Raw genomic sequence first — 25,413 nt, forward strand, 5'->3', positions numbered from 1 at the left:
ACTGAGAACTAGCCCGGCCGAATCCCGTGACGTCGACACCGACTGGTAGAGCGCCCAGTGTCTCCCGCGCACGTGCCTAGAGGGCTTTGCGTTGGTCCCTTCCGGTGCCGTGCAGAAGGTCGTTGATCAACTGCTCCGTGGCCGTCTCAAGATCGCAGTCCAGTGTCCTGTTGATCTGCTGGATCCGGGTGATGGCGGTGTGCAGGCCGGACCGGTTCCCGGCCGCGTGCTCGATACGCATCAGGTCTCGGTAGAGCAACTCGGCGCTGTCGTCGGCACCGAGGCCGATCACGACGGCTCGCCGGGCCGCGCTGAGATCGTGATGCGGGCCAGGAGGGGTGCGGTGGGTGGCCACCGCGTGCGCGACGTCGATGATCCTCGTGATCATCTCCTGCTGGAAGGGCTCGGCCCAGGGCAGGGGGTTACCGCCGAACGGCCTGCCCCGTACCAGGCTGAGGGCCTTTTCCAAGTCCGGCACACCGGCTGGTCCCTGGGGCAGCGCGTGTTCGGCGAGCTGGAGGAACCTGGTCCAGTCGCACCGCACCGCGGGGGCCAGGCGGTAGGGGTCCTCGCCGGTGCTACGCCGCAGAACGTAGGGATTGCCAGAGGGGTCCCTTCCCAGGGCGCCACGCAGGCCTCGCAGCCGCGTGTTGAGGGTGTTCACACTCCAGGGGTTGAGCGGGTTCATGTCGGTGCACAGCACGTCAGCGGAGCGACCCGGCCGGAAATACAACAACGCGGCGAGCTGGCTGCTGCGCGGACCATGCCCAGAGGCAGCAACGCCGTCCACCTCGACCGGCCCCAGCACACGGATCTCCGGCGCGCGCAGGTCATGCGCCGTGCCCTCCGCGGCCGCCGACTCCTCACCGTTCCCGGCGCTGTCCTGGTCGTCGTCGTTCCCAGCGGCCGCTGCGCCGGAAGCCGGCTCGGTAGCCGTCGGCGGGGTTCCTTCGGTATTCGGCGCAGACTCGTCGCCGGCTGAAGGTGACGCCGCAGGCAGCAGACGCAGCCCGGAAGGATCGGCACTGGCAGCGACCAGGGCCGCGAAAACCCCACCAGTAGAGCTGGTATCCGAAGCGGTCTGCGAAACGGGGACTTCGACAGCGGCGGGCGCGGGCTGGGGCAGCTGGCCGGGTTCGTCCGGGACATCCCGCCAGGGGCCCTCGGCGGGCTGGGCGGGCTGTCCCGACACTGCGAGTGCGGTGGTGATCTGCTGGTAGGCGGCGTGTTCCAGGCGCTGCACGGTGATGTCGGTGCCGACGCAGCCGAGTTGCTGCGGGATGTTGAGTGAGGCGTTGAGGATCTCGGCGTCGGGGAAGTGCGCGGCGGCCGAGGATGCCGGGGCGATCAGGGTGACGGGGACCGGGCCGGCCTTGTCGATGAGATCGGCGAACCGCCACGACGTGTCCGCGTCCAGCGCGGACGCGCACAGCAGCAGGTAGGGCTGGTCCTGGGTGTCGGGCATCTGGTGTGCTTCCAGCAATCGCTCGCTCAGGTCGCGCAGCGCGTGCACGGGGTGGCGCATGTGGGCGATCCGCGCGGTCGGCAGCAGCTGCGGCAGGTCGTCGCCGAATCCCACGGTGACGATTTCGACGGCGCTGGCCCACGGGCTCATGCCCAGCTCGAGGGCGAGGGAGGTGCAGACCTCGGTGATGTGCACCGCGCTGCCGTCCAGCAGCAGGGCGGGCAGAGCGGCGAGGTTGAGGAGCAGCAGGTCACCCGTGTCTGTGCTGCCGATGGTGACCAGCCCCGGGTAGGGGGCGGGCACGTCGCGCGCGGCTTCCTTGTCCAGGAGGTCGGCGTCGTCGGGCAGGGCCCACCACCCCGCTGTCCCGGACACGAACGGCGTCATCGGCTGCTGGGCGAGGTCCTCGGGCAGGACGTCGATGGTGTGCGTGCCGATCCGAGCTGCCCGCAGCTGCGGCAGCCCCGGCGCGGCGGTGTCGGCGGGCAGGTGGTGCGCCAGGGTGCGCAGGGCAAGGTCCAGACGGACGGCGCCGCCCGCCTCGGCAGCGGCCGTCAACTGGGCCTCGGCTGTGGACGTTTCCGGCGCGATGGCGATCTTCTCGCCGGGCCTACGGCGGCGGCGCTGCAGCGTCCTGCGCAGGGCGAGCGCCCCGGTGATAGAGGCTGCCAGCAGTGCGCCGGCGCCCAGCACGACGCGCAGGTTCAGCGAACTGCTAGCTGGAGCCGACTCGGGCGTGGGCGCCGCGCCTGAGGAAGACGCATCGGAGGCGGATACCTCGGGTGACGCCGGGGGAGAGGCGGTCGAGGGCGCACCGCTGCTGCTCGGCCCAGGAACCGTAGGGCCGGCTGGGGGCGGGGCGCCCTGCTCGTGGTCTGGCCCGGGGCGCTCGGCCGGCGGGCTGCTGGAGGCAGAAGGCTCTGGTGTTGGGGTGGCGGAGGGGCTGGGCGCCGGTGGCTGCGCCTCCCGGGCGTCGTCGTGCCCGGGCCGGTGCTCATCGTCGGGGGCGGGCGCGGGCTGCTCGGAGTCCTGCTCGTCCTTGCCTGGTTGATCGCTCGCCGGTGGCGGGGCGTCCGGCGTGGCGGTGGAGGGCACCGTGACGTGCTGGCCCGGATAGATCACGTCGGGGTCGGTAATGGCCGGCAGGCCGTCCGGCTGCGGCTGATCCTTGCTCGCTGCGAAGAGCTCCGGCCACCGGTTGCCGTCCTCGAGCTCCTGGGCGGCGATGGTGGACAGGGAGTCGCCCGGCTCGACGACTTCCACCTGCGCAGGCTCGTCGGCCGCCGGAGCAGCCTGGTCGAGCTGCGTGTGGACGCCTCCCGCAGGGCTGTAGGAGGCGGGCATTTTCAGCTGCCAGCCGGGCTGCAGAAACCCGTTGGAGCGGAACACCAGGCCATCGCCCATGGTGTGGCCCTCATTCAGGGCGGCGATCTGACGCCACTTATCGCCGTCGCCCAGTTCCTGCTCGGCGATGCTCCACAGGCTTTCCGCAGGCCGCATCTGGCGCACTGTGTACGTCGGGGAGCCCGTACGCCCGGCCGTCGCCGTGGACGCCCTGTCGGCTCCGGCGTCGTGCCCGGCCTGGGCTGGTGCGGGCACGCGGGCCGCCGAAGCGGCAGGGGCGGCCTGCGCGTCGGAGGCCAGCGCTGAACTGGTGGGCAGCAGCACCAGAATGCTGCCGATCAGCAGCGCCGCGGCCCGCTGGGAGGAGCCCATGCCGCGTGGCGCATGCCAGGTCCGGCCACGCAGCTGCGCGAACAACTCGCGCACCGTGCAGTACGTGAACTGCGCCCATCCGATCCAGCCAATGCAGGTGATGAGTAGCAAGGCTGCCGAGCCGGTGTCCTGCCGGTCGAGGAGGTGCGCGAGGTCGTCGCGTCCGGCCTCCCACAGCACGGGCGTGGCCCAGGCCAGCAACAGCGGCAGCCCCACGACCGCGCCGGCCAGGACCAGCAGGCTCAGCACGGCCGTGACCCCACGAACCACGCGGCGGCCTGCCGTGGTGGCGGGGGAGGGGGTGGTGCCCATCAGGTGTTTCCTTCGGGTGCGTTCACGCCGTACAAGAGAGTGGCCTCGCCATGGCCGTTCACTGGCAGCGAGCCGATCCCGACGGCGGAGAGGAAGTGGGTGTCGTAGGCGTCGGCGACGTCGACCGTGAGGGTGGTGCCGTCCCCGGACACGGTGACGGTGCCGGTGGCTCCGGCGGAGGCGAGGTAGGCGCGGGCTGCGGCCACCGCGTCCTGCGGATCCACGACGATGGCCTCACCGGGGATGGCCTGGGCGGGGTCGATGGCCTGCCCGCCGGCCCGGGCGGCCTCACCCGCGACGAAGTCGGCGCGCTCGAGGGCGCGCATCCTGCTGCCTCCGTCGACCGCGACACCGATGATGCCGATCAGCGCGATGACGCACACCGCGACGAACACGGTCACGCCACCCCTGTCATCGAACGGCGTTTGCCGGGCCCGGCGTTGGGCGCTCATCCTCATCAGCCCTCCCGCTGGCGGTACTGATCCACGACCGAGGTGGCAGTCGAGGTGAGGGTGCGGCTTCCCGGGACCGGCAGCAGCAGGTCCGAGAGGGTGACCGTGCAGGTCACCGTCACGGTGACGGTGGCGACCTGACCGACCGGTACGGCCAGTCCTCCGGCGTCCACGGCCACACTGGTGGAGGCGCATCTGATGCCCTGATCGCTGAGGGTTTCGGCGGCCGCGGTATGCGCGGCGTCCTGGGCGGCGGCCACGGTGCGGTGGATGGACGCCTCCCGGGCGGCGTCTTCCGCCGCTGCGTCGATCTTTGCCCCAGAGGTGACGATCCGGCCGCCCGCGATCGCCAAGCACAGAAACATCACCAGCAGCGGGACGATGATGGCAGCCTCGATCGCCACACTGCCCTCGTCCCCCCTGCCCTGGCGCACCCAACAGACCCTGCGTCGCAGCGCGTTCATTGACCCGGCACCGTCCACCGTTCCACGGCCCCAGACGCCGCCTGCTTGACCTGCAGTCCTGCCACGCCCGGGATCATCGACTGCGCCGTGCCTGAGACCTCGACGCGCACGCGTTCTGCAGTGCTGCCGGCAGTGGAGACGCTGTAGCCGAGCAGGCTGTCGCCCGCCGCCCTCCCCAGGACCTCCTGCGCCTTGGCGGTGCCGTCGGCGGGCGAGGCCTCATACGCGCGGGCGGCGGTCAAGCCCTCCCGGGCCGCGGTCAGGGCGATGGAGCGGGCGTAGTACCACATGGATGCCTGGATGACGGCGATCGTGGCCAGCAGGACAAACGGGTAGAGGATCGCCATCTGGAGGGAGGCATCCCCGCGGTCCTCGTGCCATCTTCGCCCGCGCCACCAGGCGTGGAGCCGGTCGCCGCCAGGCATCAGATGCCGCTCAGGCTGGTGTTGTACTTGTTGATCACGATGGCGATGGTTCCGGCGATGAGTACGGCGCCGCCGACGACGGCCACCCAGATGATGACGGTCGTGATGCTGATATCCCCCCGGTCAGGGCGCCGGTTCAGCTCGGCCAGACCCTCTTCCAGACGCTCGGTCAGCAAGCGGACGGCACGGTAGCTACGGACTGCCAGGTACTTCATCGGAGTGCTCCTCCACCAAGTTGAAAGTGTTGAATCGGGTTGGTCACACGGTGAGCATGCGGATCACTGCGGGAAACGCCAGCAAGAGCATGACCAGCACGGCGAGCAAGGCGCCGGGGGCGGTCATTTTCTCGCTGGCGGCGTTGGCCTCGGCGGCCTGCGCGGTGAGCAGCTCGGTATTGAGCGCGGCCGTTCGTGCGCGCAGGGCCTTGTAGACGGCGGCGCCGTCGGTCGCCGAGCCCCGCATGATGTCGGCGACATCACTTAGGCCCGGCAGGTCGTAGGTGTCGGCCAGTTCGGTCAGCGCCTGATAGGGCGGAATCTTTTCCAGGCGGGCCCGGCGCAGCGCGCCCTGCAGATACAGAAACGGCCAGCCGTCACCCACTGCGGCCGCCTTCTCCAGGGCTTCGGTGGGTCCGGCGTCCGCGGCCCGCTTGAGGGCGACCAGGTCGAGGTAGGCGGACAGGGCGTGCGCGAACTCTTCGCGGGCCCGTTTGGCCTGGTCGCGCACCGCGAGGTCGGGCGTGATGAACAAGAGCCCCGCGACCACGAGTCCGACCACGGCGGGTACATAGAACGGCAGCGAGATGCCCGCGATGATCCACGGGATGGTCACCAGCACCGGGCACAGCAGCCCCAGCCCAGCCAGCGCAGTCTTCTTCAGCATGTAGGTGCCTGGCCCCTGTCCGAGCAGGGCGAGGTTGGTGGCCGGCACCTTCACGCCGGGCAGCCGCTCCAGGCGGGCCAGCAGCCACCGCCCCCACACCTCGTCCCGGTCCAGCACCTCGGTCTCCGGCATGCTCAGCGTTCCGGGTGCGCTGCGGGCCAGGGCGGTGGCCAATGCGGGTTGCGGCTGCAGCAGTTCCCGCACGAACAGGGCGACACCCCCGCCGATGAGGCCGCCGGTGATGACGACGGGAAACAGGTTCACAACCGGCTCCCTTCCGGCTCACGCTCGACCGCCGCCTGGAGGTGCGGGGCGGGCAGGCGGACGGTGCTGCGCGGATCGGTGATCAGGAAGCGGGGAATCCTGCGGAAGCTGCCCAGCTGCCGCATCATCGCCAAAACGGCCACGAACCCCGCAGTCAGGAAGCCGAGCACCAGCTGGCCCAGCAGCGTGGAGTACGGCCTGGTGTACGACGGCACAAAGAACCCCGCGACGATCACGCCCAGGGTGATGAACGTCATCCACCGCACGGTGGTGCGGGGTTTGGCGCGATCCGCCTCGATGGAGCGTTTGCGGCCGACTTCCTCGCGGACGGTGCCCGCCAGGTCCTCCAGCGCCTGGGCCAGGCCTGGGCCGCGGTCGTTGACGGACAGGATGAGCGCTGCCGTGACCTTGTCGGCGGTGACGTCGTCGAGTTCGCCGGCGAAGGCCCGCAGGGCCTCTTCGGGGCGCCAGCCGCGGCGCAGCCGCTCCGACAGACTCGCGATCTGCGGGGCGAGGGCGTCCGGTGCCCCTTTTCGGCTGGTGATCATCGCCTGTTCCAGGCCCATCCCCAACCTGAGCAGCCCGGCCAGGCGCTGGGTCCACTCACTCAGGGCTTCCAGCTGGCCGATGCGATCGGCCGCGATCTTGGACGGTGTGATCAGCCACGGCACCCCCACCACCGCCGCGCCCAACAGCAGGCCGGCCACGAAGTTCCCGGACATGAGCCACACCGCGCCGAAGACCACGAGCGCGCAGACGGTCAGGGTCCGTCGGCGCAGCCGCACTTCCTCGCCCTGGTCCTGGCCCGCGCGCAGGGCTTGCCAGCGTTGGCGCAGCGGGGCCCGGCGGGGTGCGGTGGTGCCGACGATCCCGGCGATGGTGCCGATGAGCCCGCCGACCACGGCCATCCCGGACAGCAATGCGAGCAACAGGGTCATCGGCCGGCCCCCACCTTCAGCGGAAGCGGCGCCGCCCACGCCCCGTACGTGTGCTGCAGGAGCGTCGAGTCGAAGCCGACCCGGCGCAGGTCATCGACGCAGCCGGGGTCCATCCGCGGCACCGCCCGCAGCTCACCGAACTCGATGCCGGGGGAGAAGACTTCGTTCATCGCCGGGCGGCCGGACTCGCCGATCCCGGTCAGCTCCAGGACGTGGGAGACGTAGCGGTGGCGGCGCCCGCCGATCCGGGTCTCGTCCGTCATGTCGACGAACACGATGAAGTCCAGCCCGTTGGCGGTCTGCCGGTAGGCGAGCTGCTCGGACAGGTTCCCCTGCGCCAGCGCGTAGAGTTCGGCGATCCGGTCGACGATGACGTCGGGGCGACGCGCGTGGATCGTGCACAGGTTGCCGCCCGCGCCATTGGTCAGGGCCTGCATCATCGCGACGATCTCCGGGCCGCGGACCTCACCGACCACGATCCGCTCCAGCGACATCCGCAACGCCGGATGCATCAGATCCAGCAGCGTCACCTCGCCGGCACCGCGCCCGGTGGCGTCCTTCTCCCCGTTGGACTCGCGCCCGATCAGGGATACGACCTGGCGGTGGTAGCCGTTGGTGTGGGCGAAGAGCTCGTCCTCGGTCTGGATAGTGGCGAAGCGGGTCTCGGGATCGAACTCCTTGAGCATCGCCCGCAGCAGTGTCGTCTTCCCCGCTTTCTGCTTCCCCGCGATCATGATGTTCTTCTCCGCGCGGACACACGCGCCCAGGAACTCGCGCAGGATCGGATCGATGGTCCCCAGCCGTACGAGGTCGTCGAGATTCGCTTGGGAGACCCGGTGGCGGCGGATGACCGCATAGGTCATCGGCCCGAGTCCGGTGATGGCCTGGAGACGGGAGCCGTCCTGCAGCGACAGCGCGAGCGTCGGGTTCGCGGTGGAGATGGTGCGCTCGCTGTATCCGGACTCCCGCGCCAACTCGCGCAAAAGGTCCAGGAGTTCTTCTTCGGAGTCCGCGATGGGGCCGACCCTGCGGCGTTCGCCGTCGCCGTAGTCCAGCCACACCTCGCCCGGGCCCTGGATGATGATGTCCTCGACTCGCTCGTCGTCCAGGTACGGCTGCAGCCGTCCGGCCCGGTAGAGCAGGTCGTAGACGGCACGCCGCAGCGCGTCGTCCTCCTGCGCGGTCGTGCTGAGGCCGCGCTCGAGGCCCTGGGCATCGGCCCACAGCGCGACGGCCTCATTGATCCAGTTCAGGCACTGCTGTTCTTCGGTGGCCCGGTCCGCCTCCGGGTTCTTCTTCAGCAGCTCCTCACGCTGGCGGGCCACCTGCCCGGCGATGTGCCGGGCCACCCGGTAGTCGACCGTGACCTGAGGCATCGCAGCCCCTACGTGTTCCCCGCTCGCCGCAGAGCCGAGGGGGACGCCGTTCGCCTGGCGCGGCCACACCGGGGCACGGCCGGGTGGCGGGGTCACGGTGGGGTTGTCGTGCAGCGGTCTACCGCGCATGGGTCACCGCCCCGCTGGCCGCGTCCGCGCCCGCGCCCGTGCCGGGGGCGAGGTGGGCCTGTTGCCAGGCGGCTCGCTGGACCAGCAGGGTGGCGCCGGTGCGGGCCGCCTTCATCAGCCCGGATTTGGCGAAGCGGCGTGGCTGTTCGGCGCCGTCGGACAGCACCTTCGCGTCCTGCGGCGCATACGGCAGGGTCGCCACCACCGGCGCCTGCAGCACCCGCTGCACCTCACCGGCGGGGTAGGGGCCGTCGTCGATCAGGATCAGGCCGACGCCGCCGACGCGTTCCTCGAGGGCGCTCACCCGCGCTTGTGCGGCCTGTAGGCAGCGCAGCGTGTTCCGCACAACCACCAGTGTTGTGTCGGCCTGTTCGGCCAGTACGCCGGAGGGGCCGAACGCGCCGCTGCGTCCGAGGTCGATCAGCACGTCGTGTCCGTGTTCGGCGTCGATGCCGCGGAACATGATCGCGAGGGCTTTCCATACTGGTGCCAGGCTGGCTGCCTGGGCCGGATCGGTGATGCCGGGCAGCAGCATCCGATCCCGCGGTGACTCCTTGATGCCGTCCTCGCTGCTCAGGTCGATCAGCTGGCGCCAGAACGCCTCCCCGAACTCGCCCTTGCGGACGGCAACGGACAAGTTCCGCAGCCCGTAGCGGTCGCCGAGCGTGCCCTGCAGCAGGCCGTGCAGCACCGCCCCGCCGTCCGGGTCGCACTCGGCCAGGATCATCTTCCGGCCCTGCTCCAGCGGCCAGTTCAGCAGCAGGGCCAGCGCGCTGGTGGTCACACCGGGTGCGCCGCTGCAGCCGGCCAGGGCGATCACACTCATCAGCTGCCGTCCGGAGCATCGAGGACCAGGCGCAGGGTGCCGGATGCTACCCACGCTGCGACGGTCGGGCCGTCCGTGGCGGCGGTGGCGACGTCGACCACCACCACACCGCTTCCGGGGGCGGCCGCGGAGGCCTTTACCACCCGGCCCGCGAGCGTCTTCGGCGTCGTGTCGCTCTCCGGCTTCGAGGCCGTGGCGCCCTGGGCGGGGACATGGACCAGGCGGACCTTCTGGCCCGGCACCAGGGCAGTGGCCGGGACCTGCTCCGGCTTCAGGCCGATCGGCACCAGCTGCTCGCCCGCCTTGACCAGGGAATCCTTCGTCACCTGCGACGGGGCCAGCAGCGAGCCGGGCTTGAGCTCGACCGCGGCCCGCTTGCCCACCACCGACTCCAGCTCGTCGGCCTCGACCGCTTTGACGGCCGGGTCCAGCGCGACGGAGGCCTTGCCGAGGTCCTGTTCGGTGAGGACCTGGCCGACCTGGACGTCGCGGACCACGGTCACGACTTCGGTGCGCTGGGCGACCTGCAGCAGCAGCACCGCGACCCCGGCGCCGCCGGCGGCGATCAGCGCCAGCGACAGGGCGATCATGCCTGGGCGGCGCCTGCGCGCGGACACTCGCGGCGGTCTCACGGGGTTGGCGACCTGTCCCTGCGGGGGCACGCCGGCCGAGGGCGCGGGGCGTTCTTGTGTGGTGCTCAACGCTTTCTCCTTCCGGCGGTGCTACCTGACGACCTGCAGTTCACCGATCGCTACCTGGGCCTGGGACTGCCTGATCTCGGTGAACTGGCCGGCTTCACCGGCGCCGTTGACCTGCCAGTCCACCGTCCAGGTGGCGGTGGCGTTCACGGTGTACTTGCCTTTGGGCTGCGAGGCTGAGGTGCGGGTGTAGGTGTGGCCGCAGGTCGGTGATTCCTGCTTGCCGTATGACGCCGTGTACGCGGTCCCCGGCCCCTGGCAGGTGACGGTGCTCCCGTCACCCATGGCCCAGTCGATCTTCGTGACCTGGGCCTTCGCGGTGACCGTGACACCGCCCAGTGATGCTGAGGCCGAGTTGGGGCCGTAGGTGGTGGGGCTCTCGGTCACCCACATCCACATCGGCACACCGACCACGTATTTACCGGCCGCGCGCGGGCTGGCGATGTCCGGACCGGTCAGCAGCATCCGGTCGACGGCCTCGCGGGCCAACTGCTCGGGGTCCACGTCGACTTCCGGCGGGTCGGCGGTCCAGAAGGTGCCCATCCTGAGCGGCACGATCCGTCCGTTTGCGTCGCGGACGAGGCACACCCTGACGTAGACGGCACCGTCGCCGGGCTTGTGGCCGTCCCAAGCGGAATTGCCGGCCGGGGGCTGAGGGTCGAGTAGCTCCACCGAGCAGTCGGACCACTCCGTGTCTTCCTTGCCCCCGCCGGACGGGGAACTGCCCGTCTGTTCCGTCCCGCCGCCAGTACGCGGCGGCGCCTGTCGGCAGACCGTGACGAACTTGCTCGCCCCCTTGCAATCGCCTCCGATGACCGGGTCGTCGGCGGCGTGGACAGGTAACGCGGGCAGGGTGCAAAGCGTGGTGGCCGTTAAGAGTGCAGCCAGAGCGGAGCGCCTCAGCATTCTCTGTTCCCGTCCGGGGTGAGCTTTGTGATCATCCATTGGTTCCCCCACTTCTCCGCAGTCGCCGTCGTCACGTAGCGCAAGGGCTGATTCGTCGGGAACGGCTGGACCGCTCCCGTCTTCTTCTTGACGGTGCGCCAGTTCGAGATGTCCAGGCAGTCCCGCAGGGTCGCGGTGGGCGTCTTGCCGGTGGATGTCACGGTGACATCGGTGATGTCGTTCACCGGGGTGCCTTTGGTGACGGTGCCGGCCTTCTGCATGATCAGCACGTCACCCATGGCCTCCGCGAGGGCATCCTTCGTCGCGTACTTCTTCAGGTCGGTGCCCTTGATGTCAGCCTGGGCGTAGGCCTTGACCTGTTCTCTCCAGAGGGCGGTGTACGCCGCGCGGACCTCGTCCTCGGCCTGTGACCGACCGTCAGCGCTCGGCGATGCGGACGGTGCTGTCGAGGAAGGAGGCGCCGATTCTGAAGGGGAATCGTCTCCTGCCGAGCTCTCGCTGCAACCGGCCAGCGCCACCAGGCTGCCTGTGGCGAGCAGGGCGGTTGCGTAGGTGCGGGCGCGAACACCGCGGTGCCCGGTGTTGCGTCGTGTTGCTCGTGTCACGTTGTCTCCCCGTACGACATGACCGCTGTCTGCGCCCGCCGCTCATCGGCGATCTGGGCACACGGCAGCTTCCAGCTGCGGTGATGCTTTTGAGTGATCGCAAGGTTACGCATATGCCAGTCAACTTCCCAGCGTGATAGTCGAGTTCACTCAGGCAACTCGGGACGTACCCGGTCACATTCGAAAGCGGAAGTCGATTTGTAGTTGTGTGTATTCGCTCCTTTCGACCGCACACGATCCGCGAGACCCGTAAGGCTGGAAGAGCAGCCCGAGCGTCACCGTCACTCCGTGTCCTGCTGACGCCCGGCGTCGTCCTGATCCGAAATCACCTCAGTGATGCCGACCGGATCCGACTCGATATCGAGGACCTTGGGTGGAGCGAGCGTGGCTCCTGTCCGCAGCGCGAAGCCGGATCGGCCCGTGCCGCTGTCAGCTCTTGCGGAATCGGCAGACCTCGGGGCGCCTGGGGCGATCGCGATGTTCGCGGTGTCGAACAGGGGCAGGTGGAAGCCGACCGTGGTGGTGCTCGGCGGTGGTGCGGGGAACTGCATGAAGACGCGTGCGCTCTCCCCGGGCTCGAGGGTGGACAGCCCGGTCGTGGTGAGCGGGCGGTCGTCGGTGTCGCGCAGGACGTAGTAGCGCTTGCGGGCTGCGAAATCGACGACCGTCGCACCGGCCAGAGATGAGCCGGTCCTGAGGACGTCGGTCTCGCTGCCGCGTAATGCGGCCGGGACTGCGGTCGTCTTGGGGCCGTTGTTCGTCAGGTTGCCGCGGACGGTGAGGTAGCCGGCCGCCAGGTCCCGCTCGGCCGCCGTGATCGTCAGGACCAGCCCGTCGCGGCCGGCGAGCTCCGCCTGCGGATCCGCCAGTCGTTCCGGCTGGCTGCGCGGTACGGCGCCGCCCCCTTGCGAGGTGGCCGCAGCACGGTCCGGCAGCGTGCTGCTGCCCGAGTCCGCGCAACCGGCCACTGCCAGCGCCAGCCCCACCGTGATCCCCGCGGTCGACAGCAGCCGTCTGAACCCTGTGGTGTCCCGTCTCCTCATGGATCTGCGTCCTCTCGGGTCGGATGAACGATCTGCAGGCGCTTGTGCGTCAGGCTGCGGGGGCCGGCCGGTCACCGGGCGGGCCCGCAGGGCGGCCATACGGTGATCACGTCGCCGTCTAGAGATACGTACCGGCCAGGGAAGCGGCGGCGGACCGTAGCAAGGTCCGCAGGGTCGAAGTCGCCGCTGCCCTGGATGACGCAGGCGCTCCCGATGTAGGAGACGGCCTGCGTCAGAGGCGGCCACCTACCCGCACCGTATGCTTCGTCGTTGCGAATCGATTCCATTGCTTGCGCCATCAGGCACTCCCAAGTTCGGCTACACATAAGGCCTTAGCTCTCGCTGGCCTCTGCGCGTGGCAGACAATTTATGGTTCGCGTGCGCAAACTGCAAGAGGTTTCCGGGGTAGTTGCAAGGCTGCGACATTCACCCCGGGAGCCCCACGCGCCGCATCGCAGCTACGTCCACGGGCGGGACCGCCGCCGACCAGCGGTACCCGCACGTCGGCGGTAGGGCCGCGATCTTCGGGGCCGTCCAGGACAGCGGCTCCCAGGGTCAGGTCCATCCGTGAGCGTCTTTCGACTGATGGGCAGCGGCGGCGCGGGCAGCGGTGGCGCCGGCAGGAGCGTGCGCGGCGAGGAAGTCGGCGACTTTGTCGAGCTGCTTGGCGGCGCGGGCGGTGAGCTCGTCCAGCGGGAGCGCCCCGGCCTTGTCCAGGGCGGCCCGCTCCAGGGCGGGGACGCGTCCGGGGCGGGCCTGGGCGGCGAAGACGGTGTCGAGATGGGGGCCGCGCAGCTGGACGGGTCCGACACGGCGGCCGCGCACGGTCAAGGAGACGTAGTGCTCGAAACGCTCCATGGTGGCGACCCGGTCCGGGCTGGGGTTGTCGCCCCACTCGGCGGTGACCGCGGCGATCGCCATCTTCGATCCTGCGGTAGTGGCCAGGGTGGAAGCGTTCTGCAGCAGCGACAGCCGCACCGGGGTGGGCAGCCGGGACAACAGCTGGGTCATGCCGTGAACGTGGCACCGGTACTTGCGCAGATCCTCGAACATCGCGGCGATGGTCTCCGGCGCCGCCCCGGTCAGCGTGATCAACTCGTCGAAGTACGGGCGGAACGGCACCCGCCGCTCCGGGGGCGTGTCCCGCCGGGAGCGCGCGGCGCGCAGCAGGTCGCGGGCAAGGAGTGCGGTCAGCAAGCGGTCGGTGGGTCCGTTGCCGCCCGGGCACACCCACACGATCATCCGGGAGTCCATCGCGGTGCGGATGTTGTAGGCGCCGATGGGCTGGCCGAGGAAGGCGCGGGTGACGGGGTTGGCGGCCAGGCGGGCGATCGGGTTGAGGACCACGGAGAACGCGTCCGGCGGCAGCGTCGGGAAGACGCCGGTCCACCACGCGCGGCTCTCCTCGTCCAGCTGGTCGGCGACGGCGGCGAGTGCGGCCGTGCGGAACCCGGCGTCGGTGAGCAGAGCCCGGACGTGGAAGATCGTCGCCTGGTCCTCGGGCCGGCCGGCCTGGCAGGCCTTCTCGTTGACCGCGACCAGGACGGTGAGCGCGGCGACCAGGATGGTGAGCGCGCGCGGAGCACTCGCGTCGTCCCAGGCCAGTGCGGCTCCATAGGCGTCGGCGATCGCTTCGACGACCTCGTGCGCTGCCGGACCGTGGTGCATGCCGAGCGGATTCCACGAACTCACCTTCGGGTTGGCGCCCAGAGCGTTGAGGTCGACCAGCGCGATCCGCGGCATCAGATGGTCGTGTGCCAGGAACGGGGTGGCGCGTGGCCAGGAGTCGCGGTGCGGGTCGACGAAGACCAGCCCGCCGCCCGCGTGAGCCCAGCCGATCGCCTGGGCCAGCGCGCGTTCGGTCTTGCCGCCGCCCGCCTTGCCCGTCCCGACCTCGAACAAGGTCTCCTCGGCGTAGGTGGCGACCAGCCGTGGCTTACCGTCCGGGCCGCGGTAGGTGCCCTGCAGCAGCAATCCGGGATCGCCGAAGGTGAAGGTCGGCAGGTCGCCGGCCAGGACTGGCAGGCGGCAGTGCACGGTCGGCGGCTTGAGCAGCCCGGTGAGCTCCTCCAGCCGCACCCAGTTCGCGCGCGGCGGCTGGCAGTGCCCCAGCGTCCAGCGGCGCTCGAAAGCGTGCCGGGTGGGCCACTGGTCGGCGCCGATCCGCCACGGACCCAGCCGCCAGCCACGCATCGCCCACCTTGAGCGGCCGCCGAACACATCGAACGCGGCCTGGAGCTGGGCGAGCCGGGCCTGGGCGCGGCCTTCGGTGTTCGAGGCGCACATCACCAGCAGCTGCACGCGCACCAGGTGGTCGTCCTCGGCCAGCTTGCCCAGCGCCTCCGCCGGCTCGACCCGGCGCGGCACCGGCGGCATCACCAGCCGCCGCCCGGCACCGGAGCCGGAGCGGTCGCTGAGGAGGTGCTGCAGCTGCCCGCTGAAGGAGTCCTCGATGCCGCTGGCATCCTGCCGCAGCCAGCGCGCGGACCGCTGTGCTTCCCGGCGTTCGGCCCGGCGCGCGGCACTCATCAGCTGCAGGCGGCGCGCCCGCAGGGCCCACTTCGGGGCGCGCTGGATGTCCAGGCGTATCTCGGCGAGGTCGCCGAGCTCGGCTCGCAGGTCCGACACGGCATCCACGAGCGGCTGCAGCGGATCAGGATCCAGCGGCACCTCGCGCAGCGGGGCCGTGAGCTTGCCGCGCAGGATGAACTCGGCACGCACCGTGTGCTCGCGGGGCTCATCCACGATCGGCCGGGCACGGTTGACGGTGATGTCCGGACCGAACGGAGTGATGGACAACAGCCGCTCCCCGCCCGCCGGTCCTTCGATGCGATAGCGCAACGGCGCACTCCCGTCCGCACGCAGCCGGATCTGCACACTCTTCGCCCGGCGCGGCGCCCACCACGGCATCGCCGTGGACGCGCGAGCAAGCTGGACACCGCGTCTGAAGATCACCTCAAAGCCCGGGTCGAAGTGTCGGTTGGGGACGAGCTCCAAAGCCATCCGCTCGGCCGAAGCGTGCGCCGCGATCGCACGGACCGCCCACTCGCCCGCGCCCCAGCACACGCCGATGACTCCGGCGAGCACATACCAGTGGGCATAGAGCCAGCTGATGGCCTCGACCAGGCTCGAGACCAGGTCGAGTACCTCACCTGAGGCCGTCTGATCGGCTCGGTGGTTCAGGTACGAGGCTGCGGAGTCCACGCGGATGCTCCCTTCTTGACGGTGTGGATGAAGTGCCAGTCGGTGATGCGCAGATCGGTGAAGGTGCCACCGCGGTCCATACCGGCCCACACCAGGTGCACCACCGCCCGGTTCGGGCGGCCGTCTTGGCGGGCGATCGCGGCCTGGATACGGAAGCGAGCAGCGGCGAACGCCGGGGCCACGGCAGGGGAGTGGCGGAAGATCTCTGGCCACTTCTCGCGGCCAACGCCGGTGGCGTCCGCGCGCAGCAGCGCTCGACCGGTGGCGAGCAACTCGCGTTCGTCGGCGGAGGGAAGGTCTGCGGGCCAGGCCCTTTCCAGCGCCTGCTGGACGGCCCGGTCGCCGGCCGTCCCCTCGCCATGCGGCGGCAGAGCTGACGGAGCGACCGGCGATGGCGAGGCGGCGCGCGGCTTGGACGGCGCCGCTGCGATGACCGAAGGTGCGGCGGCCGCCGTCGACGGCACCCCGGTCGCGAAGGCCGGCGGCGAGCCCGGGTCCGGCTGCTCTTGGCCGTGCGGCACGGCCAGTAGAGCGACGCCACAGACGGCGAGGACGACGGTGCTCAGCACCAGCAGGCGCGGTGAGCGCGGGGGAGTGGTCACAGTAGCCGTGCTCCCCCCGCGTAGCCGGACATGGCCTCGACCGCGTCCTGGCGGACCACCGTGCCGGGGCGGGCGGCGTTGATCATCTGCCCGCTGCCCAGATAGATCCCGACGTGGTAGATCGTGGAATCGCGGCCGGGGGCGTAGGCGTAGAAGACGAGATCGCCGGGCTTGAGCGCGCTGGTGCCGAGGCTTGCGGGGATGCGCCGGCCGACGCCGGCCTGCGCGGCCGCAGTACGCGGCAGCCGGATGCCCACCTGGGCGTACGCGTACAGGGCCAGCCCCGAGCAGTCGAAGCCGTTGATGTTCGCGCCGCTCTTCCCGCTGGGCGAGCAGCAGATGCCGTAGCTCTTGCCGCTGGCGTTGCCGCCGCCCCAGGAGTAGGGGACGCCCCGCTGGGCGAGTGCGGCCTCGAGGACGGTACGGACCTTGCCCGAGGCGTTCCCCAGGTCCGGGCCGGTGGCGGCTGCCGTGTACTGGTCGATCCACCCGAGCACGTTCGCCACGTACTCACTGGAGTGGTTGTACTGGAAGATGGCGGCCTTGAGCTGGGCCCGCTTGGTCAGGTCGCGCCCGTTCCCGCACAGGTAGATCGCGGCACCGAGTGCGGCGTCGTCGGCGTTGTGCGGATCGGCGACCTGGTCGCCGTTCGCGTCCTTGCCGACGCCTTGCCAGGTGGAGGGCAGGAACTGGAACGGTCCGACGGCACGTTCCCCGCTGGCGGTGCCGTCCCACCGGCCGCCGTCGGTGTCGGGGAAGGACGTGGTGTTGCCGCCGGCCCCGGAACCGTTGAGCAGCACCCCGTAAATCTTGGGGCGGATATCCCCGTTGCCAGCGATGCCATGTCCGGTGGCGTGGTTGGACTCGACCTTGGCGATCCCGGCCAGGACCGGCCAGCGCATCCCCCGGCACTTCGGGACATGCGTGCCGATCTGCTGCACGGCCTTCTTGTACGCGGTCAGCATCCGGGCCGGGATGTCCGCCGCGCTGCCGCCCTCGGCGATCCCGCCGTCGTCCTGCGCACCCGTCTGCAGCGCAACGTACGCGCTGATCGCGTTGCCGACCGGGGCCGCGCAGCACACCGCCGCGAACATCAGCAGCGCGACCATGCATGCCCACCGCCTCACCCGCCGGCCGGGCCGCTTCACTCGTCCTCACCGCCCTCGTCGCGTCGACGGGCCCGCTCCTGGCGCAGCCGTTCGGCCTCCGGGGCGGTACGTCGCATCAGCTCCCGCATCCGGGCTGCCGCCTCCTGGCGGGTGCGGCTGTCTGCACTGCCGCCTCCGGGGAGAACCGGTCCGCCAAGCCGGCTGCCGGAGCTTGGCCGCGGCGTAGGGCCGTCCCGGCGGGGGAGCGGCACCGGAGGTAGCCCCGGCTCAGGACCGGCAGCCGGCTGGGAAGGCCGCGCGGGGGCGGGCGGTGGTCCGCTTGAAGGGCCGCTGGCGGGCGCACGTCCAGCGGAGGAGGCGCCTGATGCAGTCGTGGTGGGCAGGCGGCGGCCGGTGAACGGACCGGCCCCGCCACGGTCGTCGGTGTGCTCGCTCAGCACGCGCTCGACGTGCCGCCGCGTGTCTCCCCAGGCGCGGGCGTCCTCGCGGACGGTGTTGCCCCACACCCGTGCCTGTTGACGGGCGTCCTGCGAGTAGTTGGATCCTCCCGACCGGGCCCGGCGCACGTTCTCGGGCAGACCGTGCGTTGCCCCGTACACCATCCGGCCGCCGCGGTGCAGGATGCGGTAACCGCGGTAGCGGACCAGCCGGTTGTGAGCGCGCGTGGACAGCAGGGTGCGGTCCGCGTGCTGGTCGTGGAGCACCTCGCCCGTGCGGGCATCGACGACTTCACCGTCCTCGTTGCGGTAGCGGTCCGGCGGCCCGCCGGGCCGCCGTGGCCCCCGACCACCAGGGCCTGCGCCGCCGTCCGACGGCCCGCCCTCGTAGGGATCGCCGTCCGCGGTGGGCTTGCGCCACTTGGCCAACTTCTCGTGGTCGGGGCGGCGGCCGATCAGCAGCCAGTGCGCACCCTTGGCCCCCAGGCGGGCGCCGGTCAGGCCGACCCGGGCGCCCAGCCCGCCTGCGGCCGCCGCCGCAGTGAGGGGGGCCAGCCCTCGCCCGGCTTCGGCCCTCGCGTCGGCGAGCACCCGGCCGGTGTCCACCGGCATGCCCGCCCCGTCGAACACTGAGGTGAGCGCACCCATGAGGCGCTGTCGGGTGCCGAGCATCGCGAACCGGCCGCCCCCGCCGCCGGTGAAGGCGCGCAGACCACCGCCGCCGTACCCGCCGAGCGCGCCAGGGGAATTCATCGCCAGAGCGGCACCCAGCTCGGAGCTGTCGCCGGGCAGGTGGGTGCCGCCGACCTTGGCGTACCGCATCCGCATCGCCATGCGCCGCCCGAAGGAGCTGATGCCGGTCAGCAGACGGCGGTGCCCGGCCGCACCGGCGATCGCCAGCACGTCGATCAGCAGAATGCGTTCGACCATCAGGTCGGGGCCGTTGGTGATGGTGGCGTCCACAGCGATCCCGAAGAACGGCACGAACGCGCAGATCCCGACCATCGCGAGGATCGCGACGCCCCAGATCGACAACCACTTCCACACCGACTGCCGCGCCGGGCCAGGAAGCATTCCCGCGATGAACGCCAGCCCTCCGGCAGCCGCCGCGGCCGCGCCGATGCCCTGGGTGCCCAGCAGCACGATCGCGCTGGACAGCAGCATGCCGCAGATGAAGAACGCCGCGATCAGCAGCAATGCGGCGCCACCGACCCGCCACCAGGTCGGCTTCTCCGCGTAGGCGGCACAGGCCTTGCCGACCGTCCCGGCGTCTTCGAGGTCCTCGAGGAACGCGGCGAACTGCTGGCCTTCCTCACTGAATTGCGCGCTGTCGATGTCCCCCAGCGACTGCCCCGGCGCGAGCCCCACAGCGGGCAGATCCGCTGTCGGGTCATCTGCGGCAGCACCGGGGTTGGCGTCGCGCTCGCAGTACTTCTTGGCGGGCCCCTTGATCAGGTCACAGGTGTCCTCGTCCCCTTCCCTTTCGCCCTGCTGGTCCTGGGCTCCTGCCTTGTAGCCGCCGGTGATCCATTTCAGATGGACGGCATAGGCCTTGCGATCGGACTGTTTGGCCGGGTCCAAGATGCGGCCGTACTGCAAAAGCATGTACGGCTTGACGATCAGCGCATTGGTGATCGAGTCCTGCAGCGGCCGAGCCACGTCTGTGGCGGCAACCGGCGCTGCCGCCTCCTCCTCGAGGCACTTGGCCTCCTGCACCCCGGCCATCCGATCGCACGGACCCAGACTCGCGAGCTTGCCGCCCCAGTCGTATGAACTCACGCTCTCCTGCGCCACTTCGGCGGCCACCTGCTGGGTCTGCCCGAGCGGGCCGCTAGGGGCGAGCAGGTAGTCGGGGCGCACGAACGCGGACGCGGCGAACGCCGCGATCGTCAGCGTCAGGAAGATTTCGCCCAGACCGCGGCCGACCCGCCCCCGCACGATCATGAACCCGGCGAAGACAAACGCCCACGCCAGCAACAGCCCCTTCAGCCCCAGGGTGTCGACGACGACCGTCTCGTAGGCGTCGGCGACCCGCTGTGCCGGTTTGATGAGGATCTTCAGCAGCGGGAACCGGAACGCGAGCTCGATCGCCCACCCGGCCAAGCCGACCAGCAGCCGGATCACGGTGAACAGCCCGGACAGGGCGAACGAGAGCGACTGCGCTTGGAAGCTGAAGATGGAACCGCCCTGGGCATTGAGTTCGTAGCCGTTGATCGGCACACCCTCGGAGGACGTGATGTTCAGCGGGGACAGGAGGTCTCCGGTCTCGCTGGTGCTGCTCGCCGCGTATACGACCTGGCTGTTGACCATGACGAACACACCGGTGAGGAGCAGCAGAAGGCCGGCCGAGCGGAGCGTGGCGCGGTCTGGGCGGATCATTCAGGCCCGCCTTCGTGTCGTGGTGCTGCGGCGCCGCCAGATCACCAGGGCTGCCAGGCCTGCTCCGGCGGGCACCAGGCGCCATGCCGCATCGCCAAGGTCCTGGCGGGCAGCGGCAGGAGACGAGACCGAGGCGGCCGCCCCGCGCTCGCAGTACTTCTTGGCTGGTCCCACGATCACCTCGCACGGATCCTGGCGAGGTGAAGAGGTCTCGGCGGTGAACGCGGCTCCGGTGTGCGGCCACCACGACTCCCGCAGGTTCGCCCCCACCACCAGGGCGACGACGGCGGCCGCGACGGTGATCACGGTCAGCGCGCTCGCCACGGCGGCCAGCCGCCTGGAGCGGGCGGAGGGGAAGGACGACGACGCAGTGGTGGGCATCAGGCGTATCCCCCCGGGTGTGCACCGACGCTCTCGCCGGGAGGATGTTCGGTCGCAGCGGGCGCAGGCTCCCTTGTGCGGCCTCCCGGGGTGGTGGTGATGGACGTGGCGATGCGCGCGATGTGGGGGATGACGGCCTTGATCCGGCCGGTGTTCTGGCGGGGGCAGGTCAAGAGGAACTCGCCCTCGCGACCCTTCTGCCCGACCGGGGACAGGCCGGTGGTCACCAGCCGCAGGAGCTCCGGGTCGTCGGGGTCGAGGCCGATGAAGTCCAAGCCGCGGCGGGCGCGCTCGCGGTCTGCGGTGCGGGCGAGGGCCCGGTAGGCCATCAGCCCGCGGTCCGGGCCGAGCTCGGCGGCGTCGTGCGAGCCGGCCAGCAGCCCGGCACCGTGTTTGCGGCCGTCGTGGAGGATCTCGTGGACCAGCGCGGTGCCCTCGGCGGAGGAGGTGAGCCAGTACAGCTCGTCCAGCACCACGGAGGTGAACCTGGCCGGGTCTTCGAACGCGGTCTGCCGGGCCAGGGCTGCGATCAGGTAGAGGACCGCCCGGCCGATCAACGCTTCCAAAGGCTGCTGGTGCAGGATCTCCGGGTTGGCGAACGCCGCCTTCGGCGGCAGCTTCAGGCCGGTCGTGGTGATGACGATCATGTCGTGGGCGGTGGAGGCGTCCAGCCGTACCGGCGGCAGCGCCGGGTCGAACACCATCGCCGCAAGCGAGTTGGTGGCAACCACGCGGATGAGACCGGCCAGGGTGGCGGCCGCGTCCTGGCGCCTGCCCGCTTCACCCGTGGCCATCTCCTCCAGGACCTGAAGCACCCGATGCATGGAGGGCTCAGGGTCGGCGGCGGCCTGTTCGACGGCGTGGTGCAGGACTTCGCCGTGGGTGCTCATCGGGCCGATGCCGAGCTGCAGCGTGAGATAGGACAGGGCGTAGTGGCGGCCCTCGGGGCCGGGAAACATGCGCAGCGGGTCGATGGACACCTCGGCCTGCGCGGCGTCGATAATCTGCACCCGGCCCTGCGCGGCGGTGCGGGCGAAGGTCGCCCACTCGCGTACGGGGGTGCGGTCGATGCAGATCGCGCAGCCGCCGCGGGCCCACACCGCCTCCGCGATCAGCTTCTGCAGGACACTCTTACCCGCCCCCAGATCCCCGACGATGCCCATCGAGGCGGAGGCATCCTGCTTCGGCGCATCCGCGACGTTGATCATGACGGGGCGGGTGGTGCCGCAGTCCAGATCGATTCCGAGGAACATCCCGTTCGGATCGCCGACCTCGGCGAGGGTGAAGGCCCCGGACAGCGCCCAGTCCTCGCTGACCTGATGCTGGGTGAACTCCCGCACCACACCGGGCCGCACGGTGCCGGGCAGGCCGAGCGTGAAGAGGGCTTCCTGTAGGCCGGCCGGCCGCACCGCCCGGTAATCGGCACCGCTGAGCAGGGCGGCCAGGGCGCGGGCCCGGGAGTCGCAGACGGCGGCGGTGGGCCCCCACACCGTCAGCACGGTCACCGACTGCACCTCGACCTCCACCGAGGTACGCGACAGCCGCGCATCCAACTCGCCCAGATCGCGGGCGGCCTCACTCAGCGAGGCGGGCATGCCGGTGGGGCGCGCGTCGTACTGGTCGGCCTGGTCGATGAGTTCGTTCTTTTTGCGCTGCACCTGCGCGCGCGCCTTCTCCGCCGGCACCAGGGTCAGGTCGACGGCGTAATCGACCGGAAAATCGAGGGACTCCAGCTGGGCGAAGAGATCCGCGGCGTCCTGCCCGACGGCTGGTGGGCACTCGGCCAGCGTCAAGTGGGCCTGGTAGCCGGTCCCGGCGTCGGATTCGACCTGCAGCCAGCGCCGCCCGAGTGGCGAGCCACCGTTGATCCGCCACCAGGCCGTGCGGCCCGAGCGGGTGATGCGGCCCGCGCTCTTGAGGTCGCCGTCGTCGTCCAGGGCGGGGTCGATGCCGCCTTCCTGCAGGCGGACCTGTCCGAGGTCGGCGTAGCTGGGGGAGCGCAGTATCCCGTCCCGCAGCTGGCCGCCGTACAGGTCGCTGTCCTCTGCCTCCGCCAGCAGCGGCTCGGCAACGCCGCGGTGCAAGGCGTGCTGGATCACCCACACGACCTCCGCCGGGCGGGCCGGACGGAACGCGATCCCGCCGGCCAGCGCGGCCTCGACCCGGGCGGCCTGCTCGCGATACGCCTGCACCTCGCGGCGGGCGATGGGGCCGGGGCGCATGCCGAGCAGGGGAGCCAGCTCTGCCCAGGCCGAGCCGAGCGACGCCGCCATCTGGAGCCCGGTGGTCTCGGTCTGCAGTGGCACGGCCAGCCACAGGGTGCGGCGGTGCATCTCCTGGTCGTCCAGGAGATCCAGGGCGGCCTCGACGTTCTCCACCCACGGGTGATCCGTGCCCGGCGCGGTGTCGGCGGGCTCGATGCCGTCGATCATCTTCAGGGCGATCTCGCCGGGATCGACCTGCGCGGCGAGCCCGAACAGCCTGGGTGCCCCGGACAGGGAGCGCACCATGTGGGTGATCTTGGCGAGTTGTTCGTCGCGGACCGCGGCGGGCACATAGGTGCCCTGGACGCTCTCCTCGATCTGGCCGTGGGCGTCCGAGCCCGGGTGCAGGCGGTAGATCGCCCACACGCTGCCCTGCGTCGACCAGACCAGGTGCCCGGCGATATGACGGAACGGCAGCCTCATCGCACACCCCCGCTCTGTCCGGCACGGTTGAGCAGTTGCTGGACCCCCGACACCGGCCCCACCCCCGCTGCCACGGGAGCAGCCGGCTTTGTGCGGCGGGGCATCGACGAGCGGGCACCGGCCGGCCGCGGAGCTGGACGAACTGACTGAGCGGGGCGGGTGGAGTCCTCGATCGTGAAACCCCCGAGCAGGGGGCGGGCAGCACGGTCGCGGGCGGCCCGCCCGCCGATGCGGCCTCCCTGCGGCTGCCACCCCAGCAGCACCCAGCCCAGCGCCGCCTGCATCGGGGCACGCCCCCGGATCCTGGGGCGGCGGACCACCCAGATCGCCAGCAGCCAAGCCACCAGCGGGACGGGCCCCATCCATGACCACCAGCCGATGGTTTTGATGAGCAGGAAGCCGCCGACGACGGCGACCGCGATCTGCGCGGGCGTGTACGGACCCAACGGGATCTTCCAGTCGGCGACCTTCCCCAGCACCCACGGATGGCGGCGGGCAGCGGTGTAGAAGCGGCCCACCCGGGCGGCCGCGCTCACAGCAGGCCCCCGGCACCGGTGGCCTGCGCCCGGGCGGCCGGATCTGGGGTGTGGACGACGCCGGGGACGGGGGGTGCGCCCTGGGAGGGGTTGTTCACCTCGTCCTCGAACATGTCCGCGAGCGAGTCGCGGGAGTTGTAGAGCCCCAGCGCGACGATCATCAGGAGCAGGGCGCCGATCCCCGCCTTCAGCGAGAACTTCTGGATCATGATGATGACGACCAGGACGAGCAGACCGGCCTGCAGACCCTTGGTCGCCCAGTCCTGGAGCATGGTGATCCACGCGTCGCCGAGATCGTCGAGCTTCCCGGCGAGCATCTGGCCGTGCACGGCAGTCACCGGGCACCCCCGCCCTGAGCGGTGCCCGACTCCAGCGCGGACACCTCCCACCGGCCGGAGCGGGCAGTGAGCGTGAGCTCGTACGCCAGCGGCCACCGACCACCGTTGTCCCGTGCCTCCGCCTGGACCATCACCCGCACCCGTGTCCCGTCTGCGGGGACGGATTCGGCGGCCGCCGCCTCATCGGCGGCCAGCAGCTGCTCGACCGTGACGGACTGGTACGGGGCGGGGGAGACCGGTGACAGGCGCACCCCGGGGGCGAGGTAGCGGTCGACCTCCCCGGCACCGGTCAGATAGGCGGCCAGGAACTCCCCGACCGCGGACGGCAGATCACCGCCCGCCGGCACTGTCACCGTGTACGGCGACGGCGGCCCCTCGATGCGCGGCGGGGACGCCACCACCGCTGGGGCCCCGGATACCGTGAACGAGGCGCCTGCGCGATCGGTGAGGACCGGCACCGCGAAGTAGCGCACCCGTCCGTCGGGGTACTGCGCAGCCAGCGTCACCGACCACGCGTGGCCGGTCTGCTGGGCACTGCGCACCGCCACGACCGACTCGGGCCCGGGCTGCGCTGTCGACGTCTCGGGAAGATCAACGTGGGGGGCCATCGACTGCGCAAGCCGGGCCTGCGCACTGCTCTCGTCCCCTGCGTGGCTGCGCAGCCACGCGGTGAGGAACACCGTCGCGTAGCCGGCCGGGTTGCCCGGCACAGCCGTCTTCACGGTGGCCGGCTTCGTCGCGGGGGCCGCACGGACCACGGTCGCCGGGCTGGCCACGGCGACAGCCAGCGCGACGGGCCCGGCCGCCATCACCGCCCACACACTCAGCCGGGTCAGGCGCACCCGGCGCCGCATCTGCTGCAGCCGGGCCCCCGCAGCGGTCGCAGGAACAGCCTGCTCCTCCACTGCCTGCTTGGCACGAGACATTCCGAACTCCCAGGTCAGAACCAGTCGTTGCTTCTGACCCGAGACAACCCGCCACCCCAGACCACACCGCAGACCACGAAGGCCAGACCACGATTACGAAAGGGACACAAACCCGTGGTACGGCCTGTGGTACGCCCAGACCACGAGCCGCACCACGACATTTCGCCCCCCCACGGCACCCTGCTTCGAGGAGGAACTCCGCGCGGTTGCCGGAGAGGAACGCGCGGTGGCCGGGATGGCAGATGCGCGCTGCGCAGCCGTCTGAAGCGGTCGGGCAAACAGTGGCGCGTACCTATACCGGCCGGGCTGCGCA

General features: G+C 70.9%; 22 protein-coding genes. All 22 read right to left on the minus strand.

Going from position 1 to position 25,413, the window contains the following annotated elements:
* Positions 1 to 76: 76 nt before the first annotated feature.
* Complete coding sequence (locus ABKA17_RS44260) at positions 77 to 3,493, minus strand: hypothetical protein (RefSeq protein ID WP_353698105.1); 3,417 nt, start codon at positions 3,491 to 3,493, stop codon at positions 77 to 79.
* The gene (locus ABKA17_RS44265; RefSeq protein ID WP_353698106.1) at positions 3,493 to 3,945 is read right to left on the minus strand and encodes a pilus assembly protein TadG-related protein; all 453 of its coding nucleotides are present in this window, start codon (positions 3,943 to 3,945) and stop codon (positions 3,493 to 3,495) included. The genes ABKA17_RS44260 and ABKA17_RS44265 overlap by 1 nt, the downstream gene beginning before the upstream one ends.
* A 5-nt stretch (positions 3,946 to 3,950) precedes the next feature.
* A complete protein-coding gene (locus tag ABKA17_RS44270; protein WP_502994541.1) occupies positions 3,951 to 4,409 on the minus strand; it encodes a TadE/TadG family type IV pilus assembly protein in 459 nt (152 codons plus the stop codon).
* Entirely contained in the window at positions 4,406 to 4,834 is a 429-nt protein-coding gene (locus ABKA17_RS44275) for a TadE/TadG family type IV pilus assembly protein (RefSeq protein WP_353698108.1), read from the minus strand. The genes ABKA17_RS44270 and ABKA17_RS44275 overlap by 4 nt, the downstream gene beginning before the upstream one ends.
* Positions 4,834 to 5,049 carry a hypothetical protein gene (locus ABKA17_RS44280; protein WP_353698109.1) on the minus strand — a complete coding sequence of 72 codons (216 nt, stop codon included), beginning with the start codon at positions 5,047 to 5,049 and terminating at the stop codon, positions 4,834 to 4,836. The genes ABKA17_RS44275 and ABKA17_RS44280 overlap by 1 nt, the downstream gene beginning before the upstream one ends.
* Positions 5,050 to 5,092: 43 nt before the next feature.
* Complete coding sequence (locus tag ABKA17_RS44285) at positions 5,093 to 5,980, minus strand: type II secretion system F family protein (RefSeq protein WP_353698110.1); 888 nt, start codon at positions 5,978 to 5,980, stop codon at positions 5,093 to 5,095.
* Complete coding sequence (locus ABKA17_RS44290) at positions 5,977 to 6,918, minus strand: type II secretion system F family protein (RefSeq protein ID WP_353698111.1); 942 nt, start codon at positions 6,916 to 6,918, stop codon at positions 5,977 to 5,979. Before ABKA17_RS44290 ends, ABKA17_RS44285 begins: the two co-directional genes overlap by 4 nt.
* Positions 6,915 to 8,423: a TadA family conjugal transfer-associated ATPase gene (locus tag ABKA17_RS44295; protein WP_353698112.1), complete on the minus strand. Its 1,509-nt coding sequence runs from the start codon at positions 8,421 to 8,423 to the stop codon at positions 6,915 to 6,917. The genes ABKA17_RS44290 and ABKA17_RS44295 overlap by 4 nt, the downstream gene beginning before the upstream one ends.
* Entirely contained in the window at positions 8,413 to 9,249 is an 837-nt protein-coding gene (locus ABKA17_RS44300; RefSeq protein WP_353698113.1) for a CpaE/TadZ family protein, read from the minus strand. Before ABKA17_RS44300 ends, ABKA17_RS44295 begins: the two co-directional genes overlap by 11 nt.
* Positions 9,249 to 9,950, minus strand: coding sequence for an SAF domain-containing protein (locus ABKA17_RS44305; RefSeq protein WP_353698114.1), 702 nt, complete (start codon positions 9,948 to 9,950; stop codon positions 9,249 to 9,251). Before ABKA17_RS44305 ends, ABKA17_RS44300 begins: the two co-directional genes overlap by 1 nt.
* A 21-nt stretch (positions 9,951 to 9,971) precedes the next feature.
* Positions 9,972 to 10,502, minus strand: a complete 531-nt coding sequence (locus ABKA17_RS44310; RefSeq protein WP_353698115.1) for an ATP/GTP-binding protein — start codon at positions 10,500 to 10,502, stop codon at positions 9,972 to 9,974.
* A 344-nt stretch (positions 10,503 to 10,846) separates the two neighbouring features.
* Positions 10,847 to 11,371, minus strand: coding sequence for a hypothetical protein (locus ABKA17_RS44315; protein ID WP_353698116.1), 525 nt, complete (start codon positions 11,369 to 11,371; stop codon positions 10,847 to 10,849).
* 368 nt (positions 11,372 to 11,739) lie between these two features.
* On the minus strand, positions 11,740 to 12,501 hold the full coding sequence (locus ABKA17_RS44320; protein ID WP_353698117.1) for a hypothetical protein: 762 nt from the start codon (positions 12,499 to 12,501) through the stop codon (positions 11,740 to 11,742).
* A gap of 555 nt (positions 12,502 to 13,056) precedes the next feature.
* Positions 13,057 to 15,705 carry an ATP/GTP-binding protein gene (locus tag ABKA17_RS44325; RefSeq protein ID WP_353698118.1) on the minus strand — a complete coding sequence of 883 codons (2,649 nt, stop codon included), beginning with the start codon at positions 15,703 to 15,705 and terminating at the stop codon, positions 13,057 to 13,059.
* Positions 15,681 to 16,307, minus strand: a complete 627-nt coding sequence (locus ABKA17_RS44330) for a hypothetical protein (RefSeq protein ID WP_353698119.1) — start codon at positions 16,305 to 16,307, stop codon at positions 15,681 to 15,683. The genes ABKA17_RS44325 and ABKA17_RS44330 overlap by 25 nt, the downstream gene beginning before the upstream one ends.
* Entirely contained in the window at positions 16,304 to 17,416 is a 1,113-nt protein-coding gene (locus ABKA17_RS44335; RefSeq protein ID WP_353698120.1) for a C40 family peptidase, read from the minus strand. The genes ABKA17_RS44330 and ABKA17_RS44335 overlap by 4 nt, the downstream gene beginning before the upstream one ends.
* Before the next feature lie 35 nt (positions 17,417 to 17,451).
* Positions 17,452 to 20,232 (minus strand): hypothetical protein, encoded by a 2,781-nt coding sequence (locus ABKA17_RS44340; protein ID WP_353698121.1) that lies wholly within the window; start codon positions 20,230 to 20,232, stop codon positions 17,452 to 17,454.
* Positions 20,233 to 20,613, minus strand: coding sequence for a hypothetical protein (locus tag ABKA17_RS44345; RefSeq protein WP_353698122.1), 381 nt, complete (start codon positions 20,611 to 20,613; stop codon positions 20,233 to 20,235).
* The gene (locus ABKA17_RS44350; RefSeq protein ID WP_353698123.1) at positions 20,613 to 23,300 is read right to left on the minus strand and encodes an ATP-binding protein; all 2,688 of its coding nucleotides are present in this window, start codon (positions 23,298 to 23,300) and stop codon (positions 20,613 to 20,615) included. Before ABKA17_RS44350 ends, ABKA17_RS44345 begins: the two co-directional genes overlap by 1 nt.
* The gene (locus tag ABKA17_RS44355) at positions 23,297 to 23,836 is read right to left on the minus strand and encodes a hypothetical protein (RefSeq protein ID WP_353698124.1); all 540 of its coding nucleotides are present in this window, start codon (positions 23,834 to 23,836) and stop codon (positions 23,297 to 23,299) included. The genes ABKA17_RS44350 and ABKA17_RS44355 overlap by 4 nt, the downstream gene beginning before the upstream one ends.
* Positions 23,833 to 24,174 (minus strand): hypothetical protein, encoded by a 342-nt coding sequence (locus ABKA17_RS44360; protein ID WP_502994542.1) that lies wholly within the window; start codon positions 24,172 to 24,174, stop codon positions 23,833 to 23,835. Before ABKA17_RS44360 ends, ABKA17_RS44355 begins: the two co-directional genes overlap by 4 nt.
* Complete coding sequence (locus tag ABKA17_RS44365) at positions 24,171 to 25,100, minus strand: conjugal transfer protein (RefSeq protein WP_353698125.1); 930 nt, start codon at positions 25,098 to 25,100, stop codon at positions 24,171 to 24,173. Before ABKA17_RS44365 ends, ABKA17_RS44360 begins: the two co-directional genes overlap by 4 nt.
* Positions 25,101 to 25,413 lie beyond the last annotated feature (313 nt).

Origin of the sequence: Streptomyces sp. RG80, from assembly GCF_040446465.1 — a bacterium.
GTDB lineage: Bacteria > Actinomycetota > Actinomycetes > Streptomycetales > Streptomycetaceae > Streptomyces.

What these genes read in the sequence shown, in the direction of transcription:
- ABKA17_RS44260 (WP_353698105.1), bottom strand. Translation starts at nt 3,493, where the DNA reads ATGGGCACCACCCCCTCCCCCGCCACCACGGCAGGCCGCCGCGTGGTT.
- ABKA17_RS44265 (WP_353698106.1), bottom strand. Translation starts at nt 3,945, where the DNA reads ATGAGCGCCCAACGCCGGGCCCGGCAAACGCCGTTCGATGACAGGGGT.
- ABKA17_RS44270 (WP_502994541.1), bottom strand. Translation starts at nt 4,409, where the DNA reads ATGAACGCGCTGCGACGCAGGGTCTGTTGGGTGCGCCAGGGCAGGGGG.
- ABKA17_RS44275 (WP_353698108.1), bottom strand. Translation starts at nt 4,834, where the DNA reads ATGCCTGGCGGCGACCGGCTCCACGCCTGGTGGCGCGGGCGAAGATGG.
- ABKA17_RS44280 (WP_353698109.1), bottom strand. Translation starts at nt 5,049, where the DNA reads ATGAAGTACCTGGCAGTCCGTAGCTACCGTGCCGTCCGCTTGCTGACC.
- ABKA17_RS44290 (WP_353698111.1), bottom strand. Translation starts at nt 6,918, where the DNA reads ATGACCCTGTTGCTCGCATTGCTGTCCGGGATGGCCGTGGTCGGCGGG.
- ABKA17_RS44295 (WP_353698112.1), bottom strand. Translation starts at nt 8,423, where the DNA reads ATGCGCGGTAGACCGCTGCACGACAACCCCACCGTGACCCCGCCACCC.
- ABKA17_RS44300 (WP_353698113.1), bottom strand. Translation starts at nt 9,249, where the DNA reads ATGAGTGTGATCGCCCTGGCCGGCTGCAGCGGCGCACCCGGTGTGACC.
- ABKA17_RS44320 (WP_353698117.1), bottom strand. Translation starts at nt 12,501, where the DNA reads ATGAGGAGACGGGACACCACAGGGTTCAGACGGCTGCTGTCGACCGCG.
- ABKA17_RS44335 (WP_353698120.1), bottom strand. Translation starts at nt 17,416, where the DNA reads ATGGTCGCGCTGCTGATGTTCGCGGCGGTGTGCTGCGCGGCCCCGGTC.
- ABKA17_RS44340 (WP_353698121.1), bottom strand. Translation starts at nt 20,232, where the DNA reads ATGATCCGCCCAGACCGCGCCACGCTCCGCTCGGCCGGCCTTCTGCTG.
- ABKA17_RS44345 (WP_353698122.1), bottom strand. Translation starts at nt 20,613, where the DNA reads ATGCCCACCACTGCGTCGTCGTCCTTCCCCTCCGCCCGCTCCAGGCGG.
- ABKA17_RS44350 (WP_353698123.1), bottom strand. Translation starts at nt 23,300, where the DNA reads ATGAGGCTGCCGTTCCGTCATATCGCCGGGCACCTGGTCTGGTCGACG.
- ABKA17_RS44365 (WP_353698125.1), bottom strand. Translation starts at nt 25,100, where the DNA reads ATGTCTCGTGCCAAGCAGGCAGTGGAGGAGCAGGCTGTTCCTGCGACC.